General features: G+C 69.2%; 10 protein-coding genes. 3 read left to right on the top strand and 7 right to left on the bottom strand.

Annotation, left to right across the window (positions count from 1 at the left end):
• Positions 1 to 13: 13 nt before the first annotated feature.
• Complete coding sequence (locus tag ACLII4_RS11555) at positions 14 to 1,288, bottom strand: S8 family serine peptidase (protein WP_412067552.1); 1,275 nt, start codon at positions 1,286 to 1,288, stop codon at positions 14 to 16.
• Positions 1,289 to 1,449: 161 nt separating this feature from the next.
• On the opposite strand from ACLII4_RS11555, the gene ACLII4_RS11550 reads away from it, so the two are divergent.
• Complete coding sequence (locus ACLII4_RS11550) at positions 1,450 to 4,566, top strand: two-component regulator propeller domain-containing protein (RefSeq protein WP_412067551.1); 3,117 nt, start codon at positions 1,450 to 1,452, stop codon at positions 4,564 to 4,566.
• A gap of 134 nt (positions 4,567 to 4,700) precedes the next feature.
• Entirely contained in the window at positions 4,701 to 7,148 is a 2,448-nt protein-coding gene (locus ACLII4_RS11545; RefSeq protein WP_412067550.1) for a protein kinase domain-containing protein, read from the top strand.
• A gap of 88 nt (positions 7,149 to 7,236) precedes the next feature.
• Here the strand turns inward: ACLII4_RS11545 and ACLII4_RS11540 are convergent, their stop codons facing one another.
• From ACLII4_RS11540 to ACLII4_RS11520, 5 genes are all read right to left on the bottom strand, one after another.
• Positions 7,237 to 8,886, bottom strand: a complete 1,650-nt coding sequence (locus ACLII4_RS11540) for a multicopper oxidase family protein (RefSeq protein WP_412067549.1) — start codon at positions 8,884 to 8,886, stop codon at positions 7,237 to 7,239.
• A gap of 160 nt (positions 8,887 to 9,046) precedes the next feature.
• The gene (locus ACLII4_RS11535) at positions 9,047 to 9,628 is read right to left on the bottom strand and encodes a hypothetical protein (protein WP_412067548.1); all 582 of its coding nucleotides are present in this window, start codon (positions 9,626 to 9,628) and stop codon (positions 9,047 to 9,049) included.
• Between the two features lie 109 nt (positions 9,629 to 9,737).
• On the bottom strand, positions 9,738 to 11,081 hold the full coding sequence (locus ACLII4_RS11530; RefSeq protein ID WP_412067547.1) for an LVIVD repeat-containing protein: 1,344 nt from the start codon (positions 11,079 to 11,081) through the stop codon (positions 9,738 to 9,740).
• Between the two features lie 50 nt (positions 11,082 to 11,131).
• Positions 11,132 to 12,454 (bottom strand): LVIVD repeat-containing protein, encoded by a 1,323-nt coding sequence (locus tag ACLII4_RS11525; protein WP_412067546.1) that lies wholly within the window; start codon positions 12,452 to 12,454, stop codon positions 11,132 to 11,134.
• Between the two features lie 222 nt (positions 12,455 to 12,676).
• Positions 12,677 to 15,289, bottom strand: coding sequence for a protein kinase domain-containing protein (locus tag ACLII4_RS11520; protein ID WP_412067545.1), 2,613 nt, complete (start codon positions 15,287 to 15,289; stop codon positions 12,677 to 12,679).
• 421 nt (positions 15,290 to 15,710) lie between these two features.
• Here ACLII4_RS11520 and ACLII4_RS11515 point away from each other — a divergent pair, with 421 nt between their 5' ends.
• Positions 15,711 to 16,982, top strand: coding sequence for a CDP-glycerol glycerophosphotransferase family protein (locus tag ACLII4_RS11515; RefSeq protein ID WP_412067544.1), 1,272 nt, complete (start codon positions 15,711 to 15,713; stop codon positions 16,980 to 16,982).
• Here the strand turns inward: ACLII4_RS11515 and ACLII4_RS11510 are convergent.
• Positions 16,926 to 17,777: a glycosyltransferase family 2 protein gene (locus ACLII4_RS11510; RefSeq protein ID WP_412067543.1), complete on the bottom strand. Its 852-nt coding sequence runs from the start codon at positions 17,775 to 17,777 to the stop codon at positions 16,926 to 16,928. The genes ACLII4_RS11515 and ACLII4_RS11510 overlap by 57 nt on opposite strands.
• Positions 17,778 to 17,814: the final 37 nt, after the last annotated feature.

The following is a 17,814-nucleotide window of genomic DNA, read 5'->3' as shown; positions in this document are numbered from 1 at the left end:
CAGCCGTTCTCGCCTACAACCGATCGACGTTGACGGTCTGAGTCGTGGTGCCGAGCACGCCCACTGCGATGTCCGAGGCGCGGCGCAGCAAGACGCGTTGGACCTGCGCCGGGGACAACTCTGGGCGACGCTGCAGGACCAGCACGGCCGCACCCGCCACGTGCGGCGCGGCCATCGAGGTCCCGTCCATGCGGGCATAGCGGCCGTCGTCGGCGGCGGAGACGACGCGGACGCCGGGCGCCAGCAGGTCGAGCACGGGGCCATGGTTCGAAAAGTCCGCCGCGAAGAGGCCGTTCGCATCAATCGCTCCGACCGTGATCGCGTCCCGCACCCGGGCCGGGGACACGGTCCGCGCGTCGACGGCTTGGTTGCCGGCAGAGATCACGTAGACGACCCCCGCCTCGATGGACCGTTGCACGGCCCGGTCGAGGGCGTTCAGCGCGGTCGTCCCTGTGTGGGCGCCGACACTCATGTTGACCACGATCGGCCGATCGGGGTTGGCCCGTTTGATCTTTGTGATGCGGCTGACAGCGGCCACAAGCCGGCTCATCGGAGCCGCGGACTCGCCGTCGAAGACGTCGAACGAGTGGATACGGGCGCCCGGGGCGACACCCACCATGCCGACGGTGTCGTCGCTCGCTGCGATCGTGGCGGCCACGTGGTTGCCGTGGGCCGACGAGCCCCGGTCGACGCCATCGTCGAAGAAGCGAACCGACTCGACGACGCGAACGTCCGGATGGTCAACGCCCGAGTCGATGACGTAAACATCGATCTGGTTGCGGCCGCGCCCGTCGCCCGAGCGGGCGCTCGAGGTTTCCCCGCCGATCATGCGCACGTTCCAGGGCAGCATCTGGCCGTTGAACGGCCCGGTCGGAATCTCGTCGGTCGCCTGGCCGGTGTAGTTGTGGCTGAGCGGGACGTAAGCGACGTCCTCACCGGGCACCTCGAAGGCGATGTCCAGTTCCACGGAGGACACCAACGGGCTGGCCTCGAGGACTGCCAGCAACATGGTGTAGTCGCTCAGCGCGACGGTAACCCCCACCCCGGGGCGATCGTCTCGGACGTAGGGACGGCGTCGCACGTCCTGGCCCTCGAAGGCCTCGTCGGAGGCCGCCTCGGGGTCCATGACGCCCTCGACGAACTCCACATAGAGGTCGACCGAGTCGACCGGAATGCCGAGGCTCGCAGCGGGGGCGACCGCAGACGGCTCGGTCGACGAGTCCCATCCGCTGTCACAAGCGGCGAGGCCGATCGTGAGGAGCAGTGCGAGCGTGGCAAGGGACCGCATCAGCGAGGGGGTGTGGTGGGAGGGTCAGGGGTAATCGTCAGGCGGACGCAAACCTACAGGGGGTGGTAGCTTGGTTCAAGCCAAGGCCACCCTCTTCCCACAACTCGTTGCGAGACAAGGGACACCCTGTAGGACGCTCTCTGACACGCGTCGCTGGCGGGATGCTTGTAGGGGTGCTGGTGGCGCTCGCGGCGACCGCTCAGCCCGCTCCTTCTCTGGGTCTCCTCGATCCCGCGAAGGCCCCTTCGCAGTACGGAGCCGATGCCTGGGGTACCGAGGATGGGCTCCCGCAGAGCCGCGTCGAGGCGATCACGCAGTCCAGCGAGGGCTACTTGTGGATCGGGACCCAGGAAGGGCTGGCCCGCTTCGACGGCGTCCGGTTCACGCGCGTCCCGCAAGGGGCGGGGGGGCTGCCCAATACAGACATCCGTGCGCTTGCTCCAGCGCGGGGCGGCGGGGTCTGGGTGGGGATGCGGCGCGGGGGGCTGGCGCACGTCGACGCTCAACTTCGCGTCCGCGTGTGGGGGGAGGCCGAGGGGCTGGTCTCCGAAGCGGTCGCCTCGCTCGCGGTCGGTCCCGAGGGCCGTGTCTGGGTGGGGACCCGCAACGGGCTATGCCAGCTAGCGCCGGGCGCACGCCGTCTCGCGTGCCTCGGTACGGATGCCGGCCTTCCCGACCCCTACGTCCGTTCGCTTCTCGTCCTCGACGGCGAGGTATGGGCCGGGACGCGAGGAGGGCTGGCGGTCCTTCGAGATGGCGAGGTCCAGCGCCTCGATGGGCTGGGTGGCGTAGCAAGGGAGCCGGTCAACGCACTGGTGGCTGGCTCGGGAGGCGTCTGGGTGGGCACGTCGTCGGGGCTGGCGCTCGTCCGAGACCGTCGATTGGTGGCACGCCCGGAGGCCGATGCGACCGCCGGCCTGGAGATCGATGCCTTGGCGGTCGACACCTCCGGCTCCCTGTGGGTGGGCACCTTCGGAGGCGGGCTGGTCCGACTGCGCGGGGCCGACCGGGCCGAGCTCGCGGCTGCGGCCGGCGCCGATGCCTCTACCGTTCTCGCCCTCCTGCAGGATCGCGAGGGCAGCCTGTGGGTCGGGACCGGGGGGAGCGGGCTGCTCCGCTTGCGGAACACCAAGTTCACGCCGGTGGCCGCCCGGGAGGGCCTCCCGTCGGACCGCGCCTATGCCATCGCTGCAGACCCGACGCGCGGCGTCTGGGTGGGGACGACCGGCGGGCTCGCGCAGGTCGTGGGGGGGCGCGTCGTGCTGGCCTTGGGAGCGCAAGACGGGCTGCTCGGCAACGACGTGTCGGCGGTGTACGCCACGCGCGACGGGACGGTGTGGGCGGCCGTCGCTGGCGAGGGCGTGTGCCGCGTCCGGGGCGGAGCCGTCGCCGGGTGCCTCACGGCGGGCGCCGGGCTGCCCGACCCCTACGCGACGGCATTCTTACAAGACCAGTCCGGCACGTTGTGGCTGGGGACCGACGCCGGACTCAGTCGGTGGGACGGCTCCGCCTTCGTCCCGCTGGCGGACGCCTCGGCCCCGCAGGCTCCCGTGACGGCGCTCGCAGAGGGCCCAGACGGTCGGCTGTGGATCGGGACGTACGGCGCCGGCCTGCTCGTCCGCAACGGCGACACGCTCCGGGCCGTCGAGGGCACCGCGGGCGACAACATCCTGACGCTGCACGCTCGGGGCGACGGCGTCTGGGCAGGCACCGACGGGTCCGGACTCCTCTTCCTGCCCTCGCCTCAGCGCCGCGTCGCTCGCGTGACGACGACGCAGGGGTTGCCGTCGGACATTGTCCCCCAGATTCTGGAGGACGGCCAGGGGCGCCTGTGGATGACCTCCAACCAGGGCGTCTACGTCATCACGGCGCGCGCGGCCGAAGCGGCGGCGCGGAGCGGCCGGGCCCTGCGCGTGACTCTCTTTACGCGAGCGGATGGGCTCCCGGCGACGGAGGCCAACGGCGGCAGCCAGCCCGCCGGGGCTCGCGCGTCCGACGGGACCCTCTACTTCCCGACGGCGGGTGGCGTCGGTGCCATCGACCCGTCCCGCATCCCCACCAACGGGCGTGCGCCCGGTGTGGTGATCGAGGGGATGACGGTCGATGGCGAGCCGGTCTCACTTCCCGAGGGGCGCGTCGTGCTTGCGCCGGGGGCGACCGAGTTCTCGTTTTCCTATGCCGGCTTGAGCTACCTCACCCCGGAGCGAGTTCGCCATCGCTTCCGCCTCGACGGACGCGACACGCGGTGGACAGAGGCCGAGGAGCGCCGCGAAGCGTTCTACACCGACCTCGCCCCCGGCGACTACACGTTCCGGGTCCAGGCCTCGAACGGCGACGGCGTCTGGAGCGAGACCGACGCGACCCTCTCGCTCCGACTCCAGCCCCACTTCTGGCAAACCGCATGGTTCGCCGTCCTCGCCGCGCTCGTGGTGGCCGGGCTGATCGTCGCCGCCTTCCGGGCCCGTACGGCCCAGCTCCTCGCACGGCAGCGCCAGTTGGAAGAGACGGTTGCCTCCCGCACTCTCGAGCTGGCAAACGAGAAGGCCGAGACGGAGCGCCTCAACGCGGAATTCAAGGGGTTCAACGACACGCTCCAGGTCCGCGTCCGCGAGCAGCTGGAAGAGATCGTTCGCGGCTCGCGGCTGCAGAAGTACTTCCCCAAGAAGGTCGTCGCCCGCATCCTCGACCAGGAGGGCGACGTGGAGGTGGCCGCCGAACGCCGCGTGGTGACGATCGTCTTCACCGACCTCGCCGGATTTACGCGCCTGTCCGAGGCGACGCCCCCCGACCGCGTGACGGCCTTGCTCAACGACTACCTCAACGAGATGGTGGCGCTGATCGACGCCCACGGCGGCACGCTCGACAAGGTCATGGGCGACGGCATCATGGTCCTCTTCGGGGCCGCCGACGAGATGGCGCCGCGCCGGCAAGCCCAGCAGGCGCTCGCGATGGCGGCCGGGATGCAACGGGCGATGGTCGGGCTCACGACCCGGTGGCACGGCTCCGGCATCGAGCAGCCGGTGGCGCTCCGCGTCGGCGTGCACCAGGGCGAGGTGACGGTCGGCAACTTCGGCACCGACGAGCTCGTCGAGTTCACGGCGATCGGGCACGGCGTGAATCTCGCGGCCCGGCTCGAGGGCGCCTGCGCGCCGGGCGGGGTGCTGGTGTCCGCCCAGGTCCGGTCGCTCGCGGAGGACGGCGTAGCGTTCGAAGCGCCCCGCTCTCTGCGGCTGAAGGGCATCGAGGACGAGGTCGAAGCGTTCCCGCTCGCGTTCTGAGGGAGCGCACCGGGTCGGGCTCGTCGCCACCCTGAGTATGCAGGTCGCCCGATCTGCTCCAGGAACCGCTTCCGGTCAGCGAGCGCGGAAACCTCCGGCTCTGTACGGGGTCAGGCCAGTCCCCGCTCTCGCCCATGCCCGCCACGTCCCCCCTACCCGACGCCATCCGCCAGTACCGGATCGAGGAACGGCTGGGCCAGGGCGCGTGGGGGGTCGTGTACCGTGCCTTCGACACGCACCTCCGACGGACGGTCGTGGTGAAGGTGCTCCATGCCGACGGTGGCTCCGGAGGGCTGCTCGAGGAGGCCCGGCTGGCGTCGGCCGTCGACCACCCGAACGTGTGCGCGGTCTACGAAGCCGGCGAGGTCGGCGGGCGGGCGTACCTCGTGATGCAATACGTCCCCGGCCGGACCCTGCAGGCGTTGCTGGCCGACGGCGCGCTGAGCGAGCCGTTGGCGCTGTCGCTTGGCGTCCAGATCGCGGACGGGCTGGCAGCGGCGCACCGCCGGGGCGTGCTCCACCGAGACCTCAAACCCTCGAACGTGATGGTGACCGACGAGGGGCTGGCGAAGGTGCTCGACTTCGGGCTCGCCCGGCGCACCTCGCCGGACGCCGACCTCCCCGCGCCCGCGTCACGTCCGAAGGATCGCGCGGCGTCGTCGCGGTTCGGCACGACGGCCTTCATGGCGCCCGAGCAGTTCGCCACGCGACGGAGCTCGGAGCAGAGCGACATCTGGGCGCTGGGCGTGATCTTATTCCAGATGGCGACCGGCCAGCACCCGTTCTGGGCGCCCGGCGTCGACCCCGCCCGGCTAAGCGCTGCGATCCAGGCGGGGGCGGCGCCCGACCCGCTTCGGGTCCAGCCCGGCCTCTCCCCTGCCCTCGCCGCCGTGATCCGAGGCACCCTCGTCCGCCAACCGGAGGACCGAACCCGGTTCGCCAGCGAGGTGCGCGACGCGTTGCGAACGGTCGCCCGGACGCTCGACCCGGAGCACGCCGAGGCGGACCGCCTCGATGCGGGCACGGTGCCGGTCCCGGCCCCGCCGTCCGACGCGCGGGCGTCGCGCGGGGGCCTGCTGTCGGCGCTCGCGGGCCGCTTCCTGCCCGCCCGCATCGCGCCTGCTCCGCCGAATGCCGTCGCGGTGTTGCCCTTCGTGGGAACCGGCGATCCGCCGGCGCCCACGTACGTCGGGTTCGCGATTGCCGACGCCGTCGCGACGCGGCTCGCGCAAGCGCCGTCCCTCCTGGTCCGGCCGCCCCGGACGCTCCGCGCCACGGTCAGCCCCGCCGCGGATCCGCTCCAGGCCGGGCGCCAGCTCGCGGCGAGCTGGGTGCTCACGGGACAGGTGACCCAGTCCGACGGGACGGTCGGCCTGTCGTGGCGTCTGCTGGCGGTTGCCGACGACGCCGTGGTCGCGGGCGGCATCGAAGTGGCCGACACTGCCGACCTGGTGGAGGCTCAGCAGCGGCTCGGCGACGCCGTGTACCGAGCGGTCCAGAGCGAGGGGGCGCTGCCCATCGCGCCCGTCCCCGAGAACCGTCCTACGGCCGTCGACCACGGCGTCGACCCCGAGTTGGCAGAAGACTACCTCGCGGCCCGCTCGCTCCTCGACACCGCCGCGACCCGCTCGTCCGGTCGCGACGACCTCGCCGACGCGATCGGAGCGCTGGAGCGCGTCGTGGAGGCCGCCCCGGACTTTGCCCCTGCCCAGGCGGCTCTCGGCGTCGCCCTGACGCGATACGTCCGCTCCGGATACGGCGGCGTCGGGCACCTGCTCGCGGCCCAGCGCCACCTTGAACGCGGGCTGGCGCTCGACCCCAAGAACATCGAAGCCAAGCTCTACCAGGGCTACACGCTGCTCTGGCGGGGCGAGAAGGAGCGCGGCCGCCAAGACGTGCAGTTCCTCATGCGGACGGCGAGCCAGGATGCCGAGGTACGCCTGGGCGCGGGCGTCGTGCTCCAGCTCGACGGCCTGCTCGACGAGTCGCTCCGCGAGTTGGGCGCGGCCCTGCGGCTTTCGCCCGGCTTCGGCCCCCGCATCTACAACCTGCGCGCCCGGGTCCACCTCTACCGCCAGGACGCGGGCGCCGCGCGGCGCGAGATCGAGCGCGGCCTGTCGATCGCCCCGGAGCACACCCTGCTCCGCACCACGGACGCCGTCTGGCACCTCCGCCACGGCGACCCGCACTGGGGGCTGGGCCGCCTCGAGGGGGTCCTCGCCGACGACCCGGCGCTACGGCTGGCACACCCAACCCTTGCGATCGCCAGGTTCAAGACTGGCGACGCGGAGGGCGCCGCGGCGCTCATGACCGACGACGTGCTGGCGATCTCCGCCGCCGACCCCGAGATGGCCTACCGCGTGGCCACCACGTTCGCAGTCGTCGGCGACGCGGAGGCCGCGCTGCACTGGCTGCGCAAGGCGGTGTATCTGGGCAACCACAATGCGCCCTGGCTGACCGCCAACCCGGACTGGGCCGCGCTCCGCGGGACCCACCCTGAGGTGCAGGCTGTGCTCCGTGAGCTCACCGCCAGCCAGCCCGCCCTCCACGCCCGCTGGCGCCGGTTCTTGGCGACGACCTGAGGGTCTTCCCGACTCTACAGGTGGCCTGCTCCCAGCACCACGGCGGGCGCAGCCCCTCGCTCTCGCCTCCAGACCTGCGAGCCCGAGGCTATTGAGCCACCGGGTCTCCGGTCACCTCGAAGTGCAGCATCATGCCCGAATGGAGGTGCTCCGCGATGTGGCAGTGCGCCATCCATTTCCCCGGGTTCGACATGTCGACCACGAGGTCCATCGTGGAGCCGACGGGGACGATGGCCGTGTCCTTCCAGACGAGGTTCGGGTTCTCCACGCCGTCCATCGAGGCCACCAGGAAGCGCTGGCCGTGGACGTGGAACGGGTGGTTCATCGGGTGAAAGGACTCCGGGTTGTTGAACACCCGAATTTTGACCACGTCGCCGCTCTCGAAGGACCACTGGATGTCCATGTTCTCCCTCCCCGTTTCGACCTCCCGGATGACCCACGTCACCTGCTTGCCCGTCGAGAGCCAGTTCATCATTGGCATCGCGTCGTTCCACTCCATCGGCGGAACGTAGAGCGTGTCGACCTCCATCATCCGGACGGTCGAGAGCGGCAGCCCCCGGTGCCGGAGCGTCAGTTCGAGCGTGTGGTCGGGGGCGCGGTCGAAGTGCTCGCGGTAGCCCGCGATGTCCGAGGTTACGGCGCGGTTCTCGCGGAGCGTCTCGAACGCCTCCCGATACGACGGCGAGGCCGGCGCATCGGAGACCGACACGGTCCCCAGCGTGTCGACGTGCGGGTAGAACTCGCCACGGAAGTGGTTGATGGCCTGGATCGAGTTGGTGATCTCGACGGTGCCCGCCTCCTCGAACAGCACCTCCACGACGTAACGCTCGGCAGGCGCGATGACGACCGAGCCGACGCGCTCCTCGTGCTCGTACTTCGATACGTCCGAGGCCACGATCTTGATCGGCGCGCCGCCGAATACGACGTTGAAGGTGCGGGAGTTGGCGACATTGGTGAGGTAGAACCGGACGACCTCCCATCGGTCCACGTCCAGCCGGTAGTCGGTCGACCCGTTGACGAGCATCACGTTGCCGAACCGGCCCATGAGCGCGTGAGTCGGGGACTCCTCGCCGTAGGGCAGCAGGCCTGCCGCGTCAGTCAATAGGTCGTCGAGGACGATGACCTCCTCGCGGTTGACCGGCTGGTAGTAGCCGTCCGTGACCGGATCGACGAGCATGTTTCCGTACAGCCCCAAATCCTGCTGGATGTCCTCGCGCATGTGCGGGTGGTACCAGTAGACGCCGGTGTCCGGGAAGACGAGTTCATACGTGAACGACTCCCCCACCTCCACGGGAATCTGCGTCAGGCCGGGGATGCCGTCGAAGCGGTTGTCGAGACGCAGGCCGTGCCAGTGCACGGTCGTGGGCATCTCGATGTTGTTCGTGAAGTGGACGACCACCTTCGAGCCCCGGTCGGCGCGGATCAGCGGCCCGGGGTACTGACGGTTGTACCCGTACATGATGAACGTCTGGTCGCCGATCGTGCGGCGGATGAGCGAGGCGTCGAGATGGAGCGTGTCGCCGTCCGCCATCTGGACGACGCGGCTCGGCTCCCCCTCGGGAAACATCGTGGGATCCATGCCCTGGCCCGCGAGGAACGGCCGGACCGGGGGCAACTCGTTCTCCATGCCGGGCATCATCGGCATGCTCATGTCCATCGGCACCATGCGCCACGCCAGGCTGTCGCCCGGAGTCATCGCGCTCATGTCATGGCCGGCGTGCCCACTGTGGTCCATCATGTCGTGATCCTGCGCGGCGACAGGACCCGCGCCCACGAGGAGCAGGAGGACGAGACGGCAAAGGGAACGCATAGCAAACGGAACGCAAAAGGGAGGCAGGCGATCATCCGGCGAGCGCAGACCTCCAGCGCTCGCCCGGTCGATCAACTGCAAGACGAGATCACTGGTACCCGTACACCGCGCACGGTTCGGTCTCGAAGGGCCCATGACCGGCCATCGTATGCATCATGCCGCTTCGCGACATCCCACGGAGCACGATGGGGCCGCTCCATCGCTCAACCGCCTCCGGGTCCGCTTCGAGCGAGACGACGACCAAGAACTTGTTCCACTCGACCCGGCCTCCGATCTGGTGCGAGTCGTCCAGGGTGCCGAGCCGCTCCACCGTCGAGAGATCCGGCGTCGTCGCCCACGCCACGTAGGCGCCGTTTAGGGCGGGTGCCAGGTTCTCGACGGTAATGGCGAGGTCGTAGACGTAGGTGCCGGTGGCCGACAGCGCGACACCGAACGGGGACGGCCGGAAGGTCACGTTCGCCACGCCGGTCGCCCGGCGGCTGCCGGGAACGCGACCCGTCGTGAACAGATCGATCGCATAGTACGCGGGCGGATCTGGATCGGCCTGCTCGCATGCGGGCGCCATCACGGGCAGGGAGGCAATCGCCTGCCGATCTAGGTCGGCAGGGAACGCCGACGCCAAAAGGGCGAGGAGGCTGGCTGCTAGCGCCGCGGACGAAATGGAGGGCATCGGAGGAGTCCTGGTGCAGTCGAAGAGCGAAGCCGGGAAGCGGAGAGGGCCAGTCTTGTGAGTCCTCAAGCGCGCTGGAGGCTTGCGCCAAGAACGGGCTCGGCGAACGTTACTCGCTGGATGAGGCCGGGCCGTGCTCCCAGTTCTGGACACTGGAGATGTTGGGCACACCCCAATCCTCTCCGTTCCACCCGTCGAACCCCTCCATGCGGAAGGTCCAGAAGCCCGTCGACATGTCGGAGATCACGATCAGCCCGTCCGCGTTGCGCACATCGATGCCGAAGGCGCCGTTGAACTCTCCCGTCCGCCCTTCGACCCGGTCCCCGAGGTAGGTGTCGTAGTAAGCGACCGTCTGCGGGTTGGCAGGGTCGTCCATGGTGAACACCTGGAGGCCGTCGAGGTAGCCCGACACGAAGACGTAGGGCCAGCGGACTTCGTGGTTGTGGACCAAGTTGTCCCAGTGGGCCGTCCACGCGCCGATGGGGACGCGGATGTTCGAGGCATTTCCCTCGAGGGCGGGCTGGAGGTCGAAGATGCGGAGCGGTGCCCAGCGGTACTCGGTCTCCGCGATCACATAGCGACCGTTGGGGCCGGGCGTGAACGTGTGGCCGTTGCGCACCCCCTCGATCCCCGTGAGCGTCACGACCAGTTCGGGGCTCTCGACCGACGTGATGTCGTAGACGTAGTACCCGCCGGTGCCTCCGCCGTAGAACCGGTCCTGACCGGTGTCCGGATGCCACGAGGCGTAGAAGTCGTGGTAGGCGCGGCGCCCTTCGTTTGGGTTCGGGATCTGCCCCACCAAGGCGTTCTCCACGTCGCCCGACACCACCTTGCCCAAGTCATAGACGTGCGCCGTCGGGCCCTGCACCGTCGAGATCAGCAGGACGCGCCCATCGGAGTGCTTGTAGACAAAGATGTTGTGGAAGCCACCCGGGTGGTCCGGCTCGCGAATGCGCGCCACCTCCCGAACCGTCGAGGCGTCCGGGAGCCCCGTCACGTCCAGCACGACAGCGCCGAGGTCCGAGTTGGGTCCCCCCTGCTGGAATTGGAGCGACTGGACGACGTAGTAGCGGTCGCCAATCTTGAAGTGCTTGACGTCCATCGCGCCCGTGCCGGCGTGGAGGTCCTGGTCCTCGATGCGCCACTCGTAGATCACCTCGGGCGACGTGGGGTCCGAGATGTCGATGACGTCCGTTCCGCGCGGCCCTTCCCAGCCATAGACCATCCGGGAGACGTAGGCGTAGGGGCGCGACACCTCCTGCTCCAGGTCCACGTCGGAGACGCTTAGGATGGGTCCGAGCTCGATGTGGCCGAGGACGGTGATGTTGTCCGACCCGGGCTTCTCCGCCGTCCACGGGGTTTCCTGGCCGCTGGCCGGGGCCACCAGCAGAGACAGTGTGAGGAGCGCCGCGCCAGCGGCGAGGGAGGGTCGAATGAATCGTTGCGTGCTCATGGGTTCCGTTCGTTTCAGAGGGTTGGGGACAGGTCGAGGACGGGGAGCGATCACTCGCCCGTCGGCCCCTCGTCCCAGTTCTGGACGCTCGAGATGTTGGCCTGGCCCCAGTCCTCGCCGTTCCACCCGTCGAACCCGTCCATGCGGAAGGTCCAGAAGCCCGTCGTCATGTCCGAGATGACGATCAGCCCGTCCGCGTTGCGGACGTCCACGCCGAACGCGCCGTTGGCGACGGCGCCGTTCATGAAGCCGATGTCGCGCGGGCCGGTGTAGGTGTCGTAGTAGCCGACAGTCTCTGGGTTCTCCGGGTCCATGAGGCTGAAGATTTGCAGCCCGTCGTGGTAGCCGGAGACGAACACGTAGGGCCAGCGCACCTCGTGGTTGTGCACCAAGCCCGCCCAGTGCGAGGTCCATGCCGAGATGGGGCTCCGCATCGACTGGCGCTCGCCGTCGAGCATCGGCTTCATGTCGAAGATGCGCAGCGGGGCGTATTTGTACTCCGTCTCCGTGACGGCGTAGCGCCCATCCGGGCTGGGCGTGAACGTGTGGCCGTAGGTCACACCGTTGACGCCCGTGATCGAGTACAGAAGCGCCGGGCTCGCGATGTCGGAGATGTCGTAAACGAAGTATCCCCCCGTGCCGCCGCCGTAGAACCGGTCCTGCTCGGTATCCGGGTGCCAGCCGGCGTACAGGTCGTGGTATGACTGAAAGGGGCCGACGAAGGTCTCAGGCCCAGGGATGACCGCCGCCAGCGCGTTCTCGGCATCCCCGGTGACCGCCCTCGAGAGGTCGTAGGCGTGGGCCTGGGGGCCGCCCGTCGTCGTCAGCAGGTAGGGCGTCCCGTTGGAGTGCTGGTAAATAAAGATGTTGTGGAAGCCCCCGACCAGCGCCGGCTCCCGGATGCGGGCCACCTCGCGGACGGTCGTGGCATCGGGCAGGCCGGTGACGTCGAAGATGACGGCGCCCAGGTCGGCGTTCGGGCCACCCGGGAAAAATTGGGTCGACTGGACGACGTAGTAGCGGCCGTCCCACCTGAAGTACTTGATGTCCATCCCGCCGAGCCCCACGTGGAGGTCGTTGTCCTCGATGCGCCACTCGTAGAGAACCTTGGGGTTGGACGGGTCGGAGATGTCAATAAAGTCGGTGCCCCGCTCCAGGCCGCGCCCCACCGTCCCACGGGACACGTACGCGAACGGGCGGTCGAGCTCCTGCTCCACCTCCATATCCATCACGTTCAGCGGAGCGCCGAGCGGGATGTGGCCCAAGACCGTGATGTTGTCGGAGCCCGGGTTGAGCGGGGTCCACGGGGTCTCTTGCGAACTGGCGGGCGCCACCGCCAGCAGGGCGAGAGCTGTGAGAAGGGGTAGCCTCATGTTGTGCGTGGTCGTCCGTGGTTGTGTGGTTCCGCCTGCCCCGAGCCGGGGCCCCGGCAATATCGGGCACGCATCCCCGCCACGCCCAACGGGTACCCGGCCTTAGAACAGGGTGCCTCGGCCGCCCCAGACGACCGGCCTGAGCCTGCCCCATTCCCCGCTGGCCGACTGGATGGAGCCCAGGCGGCACCCCGTGAGCCCTGGACACCGGGGCAGGGAACGTCAATCCCGCCCGCCCAGCATGTCCATCGTCCAGATGTCGCTCTCTTGCTCCGTGACCGTGAAATAGAAGCGGCCAGCGCCAGCCGCGAACTCCTCTCGGTACGACGGACGCCGCGGGTCATCGAACCGGACGAGGAGCGTGGGCTCGCCGCCGGTGACGGGAACCGACCAGATGCTCGACTTCCACTCTGCGTCGAACGCTTTGTAGTACACCGTACGACCGTCCTCAGACCATTCAGGAAATCGAGGCCGGGGCAACACGGCGGCGTCGGCCGTCTGGACCAGCACCCGAGGCGCACCTCCACGTGGCTCGATGACCCGAAGACTCAGCCCTGCGATATACGCGATGAGGTCCCCGCGGGGCGACCACCGCGCCTGGTCTCCTCCATCGAAGGTGAGCTGTCGGGGAGCGCCCCACGTCTCCAAATCCGCGTCCCATGAGAGTGTGTACAGTTCTTGCCGGCCCGACCGGTCGCTGTGGAATACGATTCGACGCCCGTCGGGGGCCCAGTCGGGGTACCTCTCCTGCGACGGGCCGGCGGTGAGTTGGCGGAGGTGCCGGCCCGTCGCCGACACAGTGTAGAGGTCCCGGTTGCCTTGCCTAAACGAGTAGAACGCCACCTCCTGTCCGTCGGGTGACCACGAGGGCAGGAAGTCGTCGGCCGGGTGCTCAGTGAGGGGCTCGGGCTCTCCTCCATAGAGGGGCATCTTGTAGATGTCTTGGTTGCCGCTGACGTTTGAATCGAACACGAGCCACCGGCCGTCAGACGAGACCCCGATCCCCTCGATGATCTGGTTGCCGGTCGTGACCGGCTCGGCCACCGCTACCGACGATGGACCGGACTCGGGGATGGGTACGGACCACATGTTCTGACGGTAGGTAAAGACCGAGTAGGCAAGGCGGGCGCCATCGGACGACAGGTGCACGGTGTGGGCATCTAAGCCGGTCGTCAGTCGCACGGGCGGGCCCTCCGGCTCGCCCGACGCCCCGACCTCGAGGAGGTGAACATCCCGGCTTCCGTCACGGTCCGAGACGAAGAGTAGGCGTCGCCCGTCGGGGGCCCAGACGGGGCTCATGTCCAGGTGGTCGTGGTCGGTCAGACGGACGGGCGCCCCGCCCCCGACCAGCACGACCCACAGCGAGCTCGGGGCGATGTTGCCGAGCGGCCCGTAGAACGGGTCGCTCACGACGAACCCGCTGTTGCCCTCGACGTAGGCAAGCCGGTCCCCGTCGGGAGACCACGACAGGGAGTGAGGTTCGTGGAGCCCGTCCACGATCGGGCTCGCCGCGCCGCTGTCGACCCCCCGCACCAAGATGCGCTGCCCGACCGTATAGGCGATCTGTCGGCCGTCCGGCGACCACGCCAGGCTCCCGGCCGGCCCCCCGTCCGTCGCGTCGACGAGTCGTCTCGGAACGCCTCCGAAAGTCGGCACTGTGTAGATGTCGCCCTGAGATTGGAAGGCGATCCGGTTTCCGTCGGGAGCCCACCGCGGCCGACGGTGGTCGCCGGGGACGCCCTCGGTCAAGGCGATAGGCCGGCCACCGGCGATGTGCCGGACGTGGAGGCGCATCGCCCCCTCCCTGCCCGCCGCGTAGGCGACCATCTTGCCGTCCGGTGAGAGGGCGGGGTCCAGTTCCAAACCCTCTCCTCGTGTGAGTTGGGCCGTGCGGCCGGGGCTGAAGAGCGCCGCGCCCGGCCGTTCTGCTGAAGCGAGGTACGCCACCCAGAGTAGCGACACGGCCAGGGCCAGAACAGCGCCGGCTCGCCACGGCCAGGCTTGCCAGCCCGACGCCGCTCGGCGGGCGCTACGCAGGGCGTGCAAGGCAGCGACGGCCTCCGCCATCGTCTGAAAACGACCCTCAACGTCTTTGCTGAGGAATCGGCCCAACACCTCGTCCAGCGCCTCCGTCCCTTCCGCGTTCACCGACCGAATCGGCTCTGGCGCTTCGTGCAAGATGGAGTAGACCACGGCCTGGTGGTACTCCCCACGAAACGGACAGCGACCGGCCGCCATTTCATAGAGGACGACCCCGAGAGCCCAGATGTCGGCCCGTTCGTCCACGCCCTCCCCACGTAGCTGTTCGGGGCTCATGTAGCGGACTGTCCCTGGCCTTACGTCCGGCTCGGCGCGCGTCACGCTTCCCAGCTTTGCGACGCCAAAGTCTAAGATCTTGACGACGCCACGTCGAGTCACGAAGAGGTTCGATGGCTTTACGTCTCGGTGGACGATCCCCTCTTCATGCACTCTCATAAGCCCCTCTCCGATTTGAATCGCAAAGTCGATGCACGTCGGCAGATCGATCTCCGCCTGATCAATCATCTCGCGGATCGTGGAGCCCCGGTAGAGAGCCATCACCATGTACAATCTGCCCTGGCCATCACGGCCCACGTCGTAGATGGTGCACACATTCGGGTGATCCAGCGACCCCGCGATCTTCGCCTCTTGGATAAACCGGCTGCTCGCTTCGGGGTCGGAACCCAGGTGGGGTGCGATCGCCTTTAACGCAATCGCACGGTCGAGCCGGGGGTGCCGGGCTTGGTAGACGACCCCCATCCCGCCCTCCCCAATTACTCCTTCGATCTCATAGTCGGCGATGTAGTCGACGGCCATCGCATCTGGCCGGGCCGAGGTCCCAACATCAACGCTCGTGGCGTCTGGTGCTCGCGTGGCGTCTGGTGCTCGGCCGAGCCGGCAAGTAAGACTGAAGATAGGGATCCTGCCGTCCCGTACGGCCGGCCACCCAGCCCGGGGAGGTCGCAGTCCAGATCCGCACCGGGCCCGGCGTTGCACAGGGTCCGAGAGGACGAGACGGGGGGAAGCTGCGGGGACGCACCCGAATGCACGTCTACCTGCTCCCCTTGCTGCACACCCAGTGCGCAGGGCAGCCCCTGTGAGCGCTGGACGGCTCTGCCCCACTGCACGCGCTCGTCCACGAGAGGACCAGCGGGCCGCGTGCCCAGAGGCCCTCAAGGCATGAGACGAGCGGGGGAAGCGGCGCTCTACCTTTCCGACCTCGAAGGCCGGCCCCGCTATGAACCTCTGGAACGTCCGTCGCCGTGCGGCCCGCCTCGCTCGCTGTGGGATCGTCGGGCTGGAGGCCATCGCGGGGGCGGTGCTTGGCCTAGCGGTCTGCCGGCCCTCAGCAGGCAGGCCGCGCGTCGCGTTCCAGGCCTATGCGAGCTACCTCGCCGCCGACTTCGGGCCCCTGATCGCACACCTCAAAGCGGACGGACACGTCGAGACCCTCTTTGTCGTCGTCCCGCACCCGGACTATGGGGCGAGCGAGCGGCGTCGTCTGCGAGCGATGGCGACCGAGCAGTTCGGCTTCGATGAGGACAACGTCGTACCGCTTTGGAAGACGCTGTGGTGGGACATCGACCTCTGCATCGCGGCGGACGTCAGCGCCGTGTTCCCCTTCCGCCCGACGCATCGGTGCTTACTGATGCACGGGGTGGCCATCGGCCTCCGCGAGTTCCGGCCCCACCCGCTCCGCCCCCGCCTCGCCGACTTCGACAGCGTGATCGTTGGGGGGCAACACGATGGGGACACGATACGTGACCAGATCCAGGACACCCGGCACCCCCCTCGGGTCTATGTCACGGGGCTCCCCACGTTCGATCGATTCCACGGGAAGCCTTCGCCCCCCCCGGCCCAGGTGCGTTCCGGAGGTCCCCCGAAGCGACCGGTCGTGCTGGTCGCGCCCCACTGGCGCGACTTCCGCGGGGAGGCGCCCCCCCCTGACGTCCGATTGGACCAGGTCATCGCGGGCTTGCGCCGGTTGCCGGTCCAGGTGGTCCTGAAGCCCCACTACCTCATGCTTCGCGGGGCAGCTGGGGCTCGCGTCGACTGGGCCTCGACGTTCGATGCCTACGAACGCTCCGGGCTCGAGTTCGACTGGGAGCCCGACGACTACGAGGCCCTAGCCCACGCGGACGTGCTGGTCACCGGACGGTCCAGTCGCGCGCTCGGCTTCATGCTGATGGACAAGCCCGTCGTTCTCTACCCGACCGCCCACCCGGACGACGACCCCATTCAGCGCCGGCGGCAGACGCTCATCGCATCGGCCGCCCGGCAGGCCCCCTCGTTCTCCTCTGTCGCCCCGCTCGTGGACGAGGCCCTGCGTACGCCCGCCGACGGCCGGCGGCAGCGGCAACGCGTGGCCGATCTGTTCTACGCCAACGTCGGCAGCGCGACGGAGCGGACGTGTGAGGCCCTCTACGCGGAACTCGGCCTCATCCCCCTGCGGTCACCGTCGCGGCGCCAGAGGACGGGGAGCGCCCCTCGATCCATCCGGGCCCTCTGACCAAGTGAGGACATCGAGCAGCGCGGTCCGGAGTCGACCGCCTCGGGGCGAGACGCTGAGCCGCACCTTGTGGCCCCGGATCGCCCGCTGCTCCGCCGCGCTGAGGTGCTGGGTCGCCTCGATGCGTGACAGCGTCTCGTGAATGGTCGACGCCCGCTCCCAACTCCGTGCGCTGAGACTGGACGGGCGGCGGTAATAGAAGGCGAGAGGCTCTGGGATGAGGCCGGCTCTCGACCCGGCCATGACCATCCGGATCCACCCTTCGTACTCCCCCTGGTGACGCACGTCGACACGGAACCCGTCGATGCGGTCGAACGCCGCGCGCCGCACGGCCGCCGACCCGAAGATGAAGTTGCCCCGCAAGATGGCCAGGCGCTGGGCTTCTGGAGGCGGAAACGGCGGGCGGCCCTCGTAGTACCGCCACGTGGACCCATCGAGCTCGACGACGGTCGCGTCGGTGGTGACGATGTCGATCTCGGGGCGCCGGTCGAACAAGGCGCCGATCGCCGCGAGGCGGCCCGGACGCCACGCGTCGTCGGCGTCGAGCTTGACGAGGACCTCGCCGCGCGCCTCCGAGGCGGCCCGGTTCGTCGCGGCGGAAACCCCCTGGTTGGTCTGGCGGACGAGCGTCACCCCGGGAAACGGGGCGAGCGCGCCGGCGAGATCGTCCGTCGACCCGTCGTCGCAGACGATCACGTCGCGCGGCGGCAGCGTCTGGTCCAGCGCCGACCGGACCGCGCGCCCGACCGTGTCGGCCGCCTGGTACGCCGGGATGAGGACGGAGAACGTGGGCATGGCGCAGAGTACGTACCCTACCCTCGACGCTCAGACA

The organism is Rubrivirga aquatilis (genome assembly GCF_046845665.1).
GTDB lineage: Bacteria > Bacteroidota > Rhodothermia > Rhodothermales > Rubricoccaceae > Rubrivirga.
This window is presented reverse-complemented; position numbering and strand designations above follow the sequence as displayed.

Coding starts and splice junctions, on each gene's coding strand:
- ACLII4_RS11510 (WP_412067543.1), bottom strand. CDS start 17,777: ATGCCCACGTTCTCCGTCCTCATCCCGGCGTACCAGGCGGCCGACACG.
- ACLII4_RS11555 (WP_412067552.1), bottom strand. CDS start 1,288: ATGCGGTCCCTTGCCACGCTCGCACTGCTCCTCACGATCGGCCTCGCC.
- ACLII4_RS11515 (WP_412067544.1), top strand. CDS start 15,711: ATGAACCTCTGGAACGTCCGTCGCCGTGCGGCCCGCCTCGCTCGCTGT.
- ACLII4_RS11525 (WP_412067546.1), bottom strand. CDS start 12,454: ATGAGGCTACCCCTTCTCACAGCTCTCGCCCTGCTGGCGGTGGCGCCC.
- ACLII4_RS11530 (WP_412067547.1), bottom strand. CDS start 11,081: ATGAGCACGCAACGATTCATTCGACCCTCCCTCGCCGCTGGCGCGGCG.
- ACLII4_RS11540 (WP_412067549.1), bottom strand. CDS start 8,886: ATGATGGACCACAGTGGGCACGCCGGCCATGACATGAGCGCGATGACT.
- ACLII4_RS11550 (WP_412067551.1), top strand. CDS start 1,450: ATGCTTGTAGGGGTGCTGGTGGCGCTCGCGGCGACCGCTCAGCCCGCT.
- ACLII4_RS11520 (WP_412067545.1), bottom strand. CDS start 15,289: ATGGCCGTCGACTACATCGCCGACTATGAGATCGAAGGAGTAATTGGG.
- ACLII4_RS11545 (WP_412067550.1), top strand. CDS start 4,701: ATGCCCGCCACGTCCCCCCTACCCGACGCCATCCGCCAGTACCGGATC.
- ACLII4_RS11535 (WP_412067548.1), bottom strand. CDS start 9,628: ATGCCCTCCATTTCGTCCGCGGCGCTAGCAGCCAGCCTCCTCGCCCTT.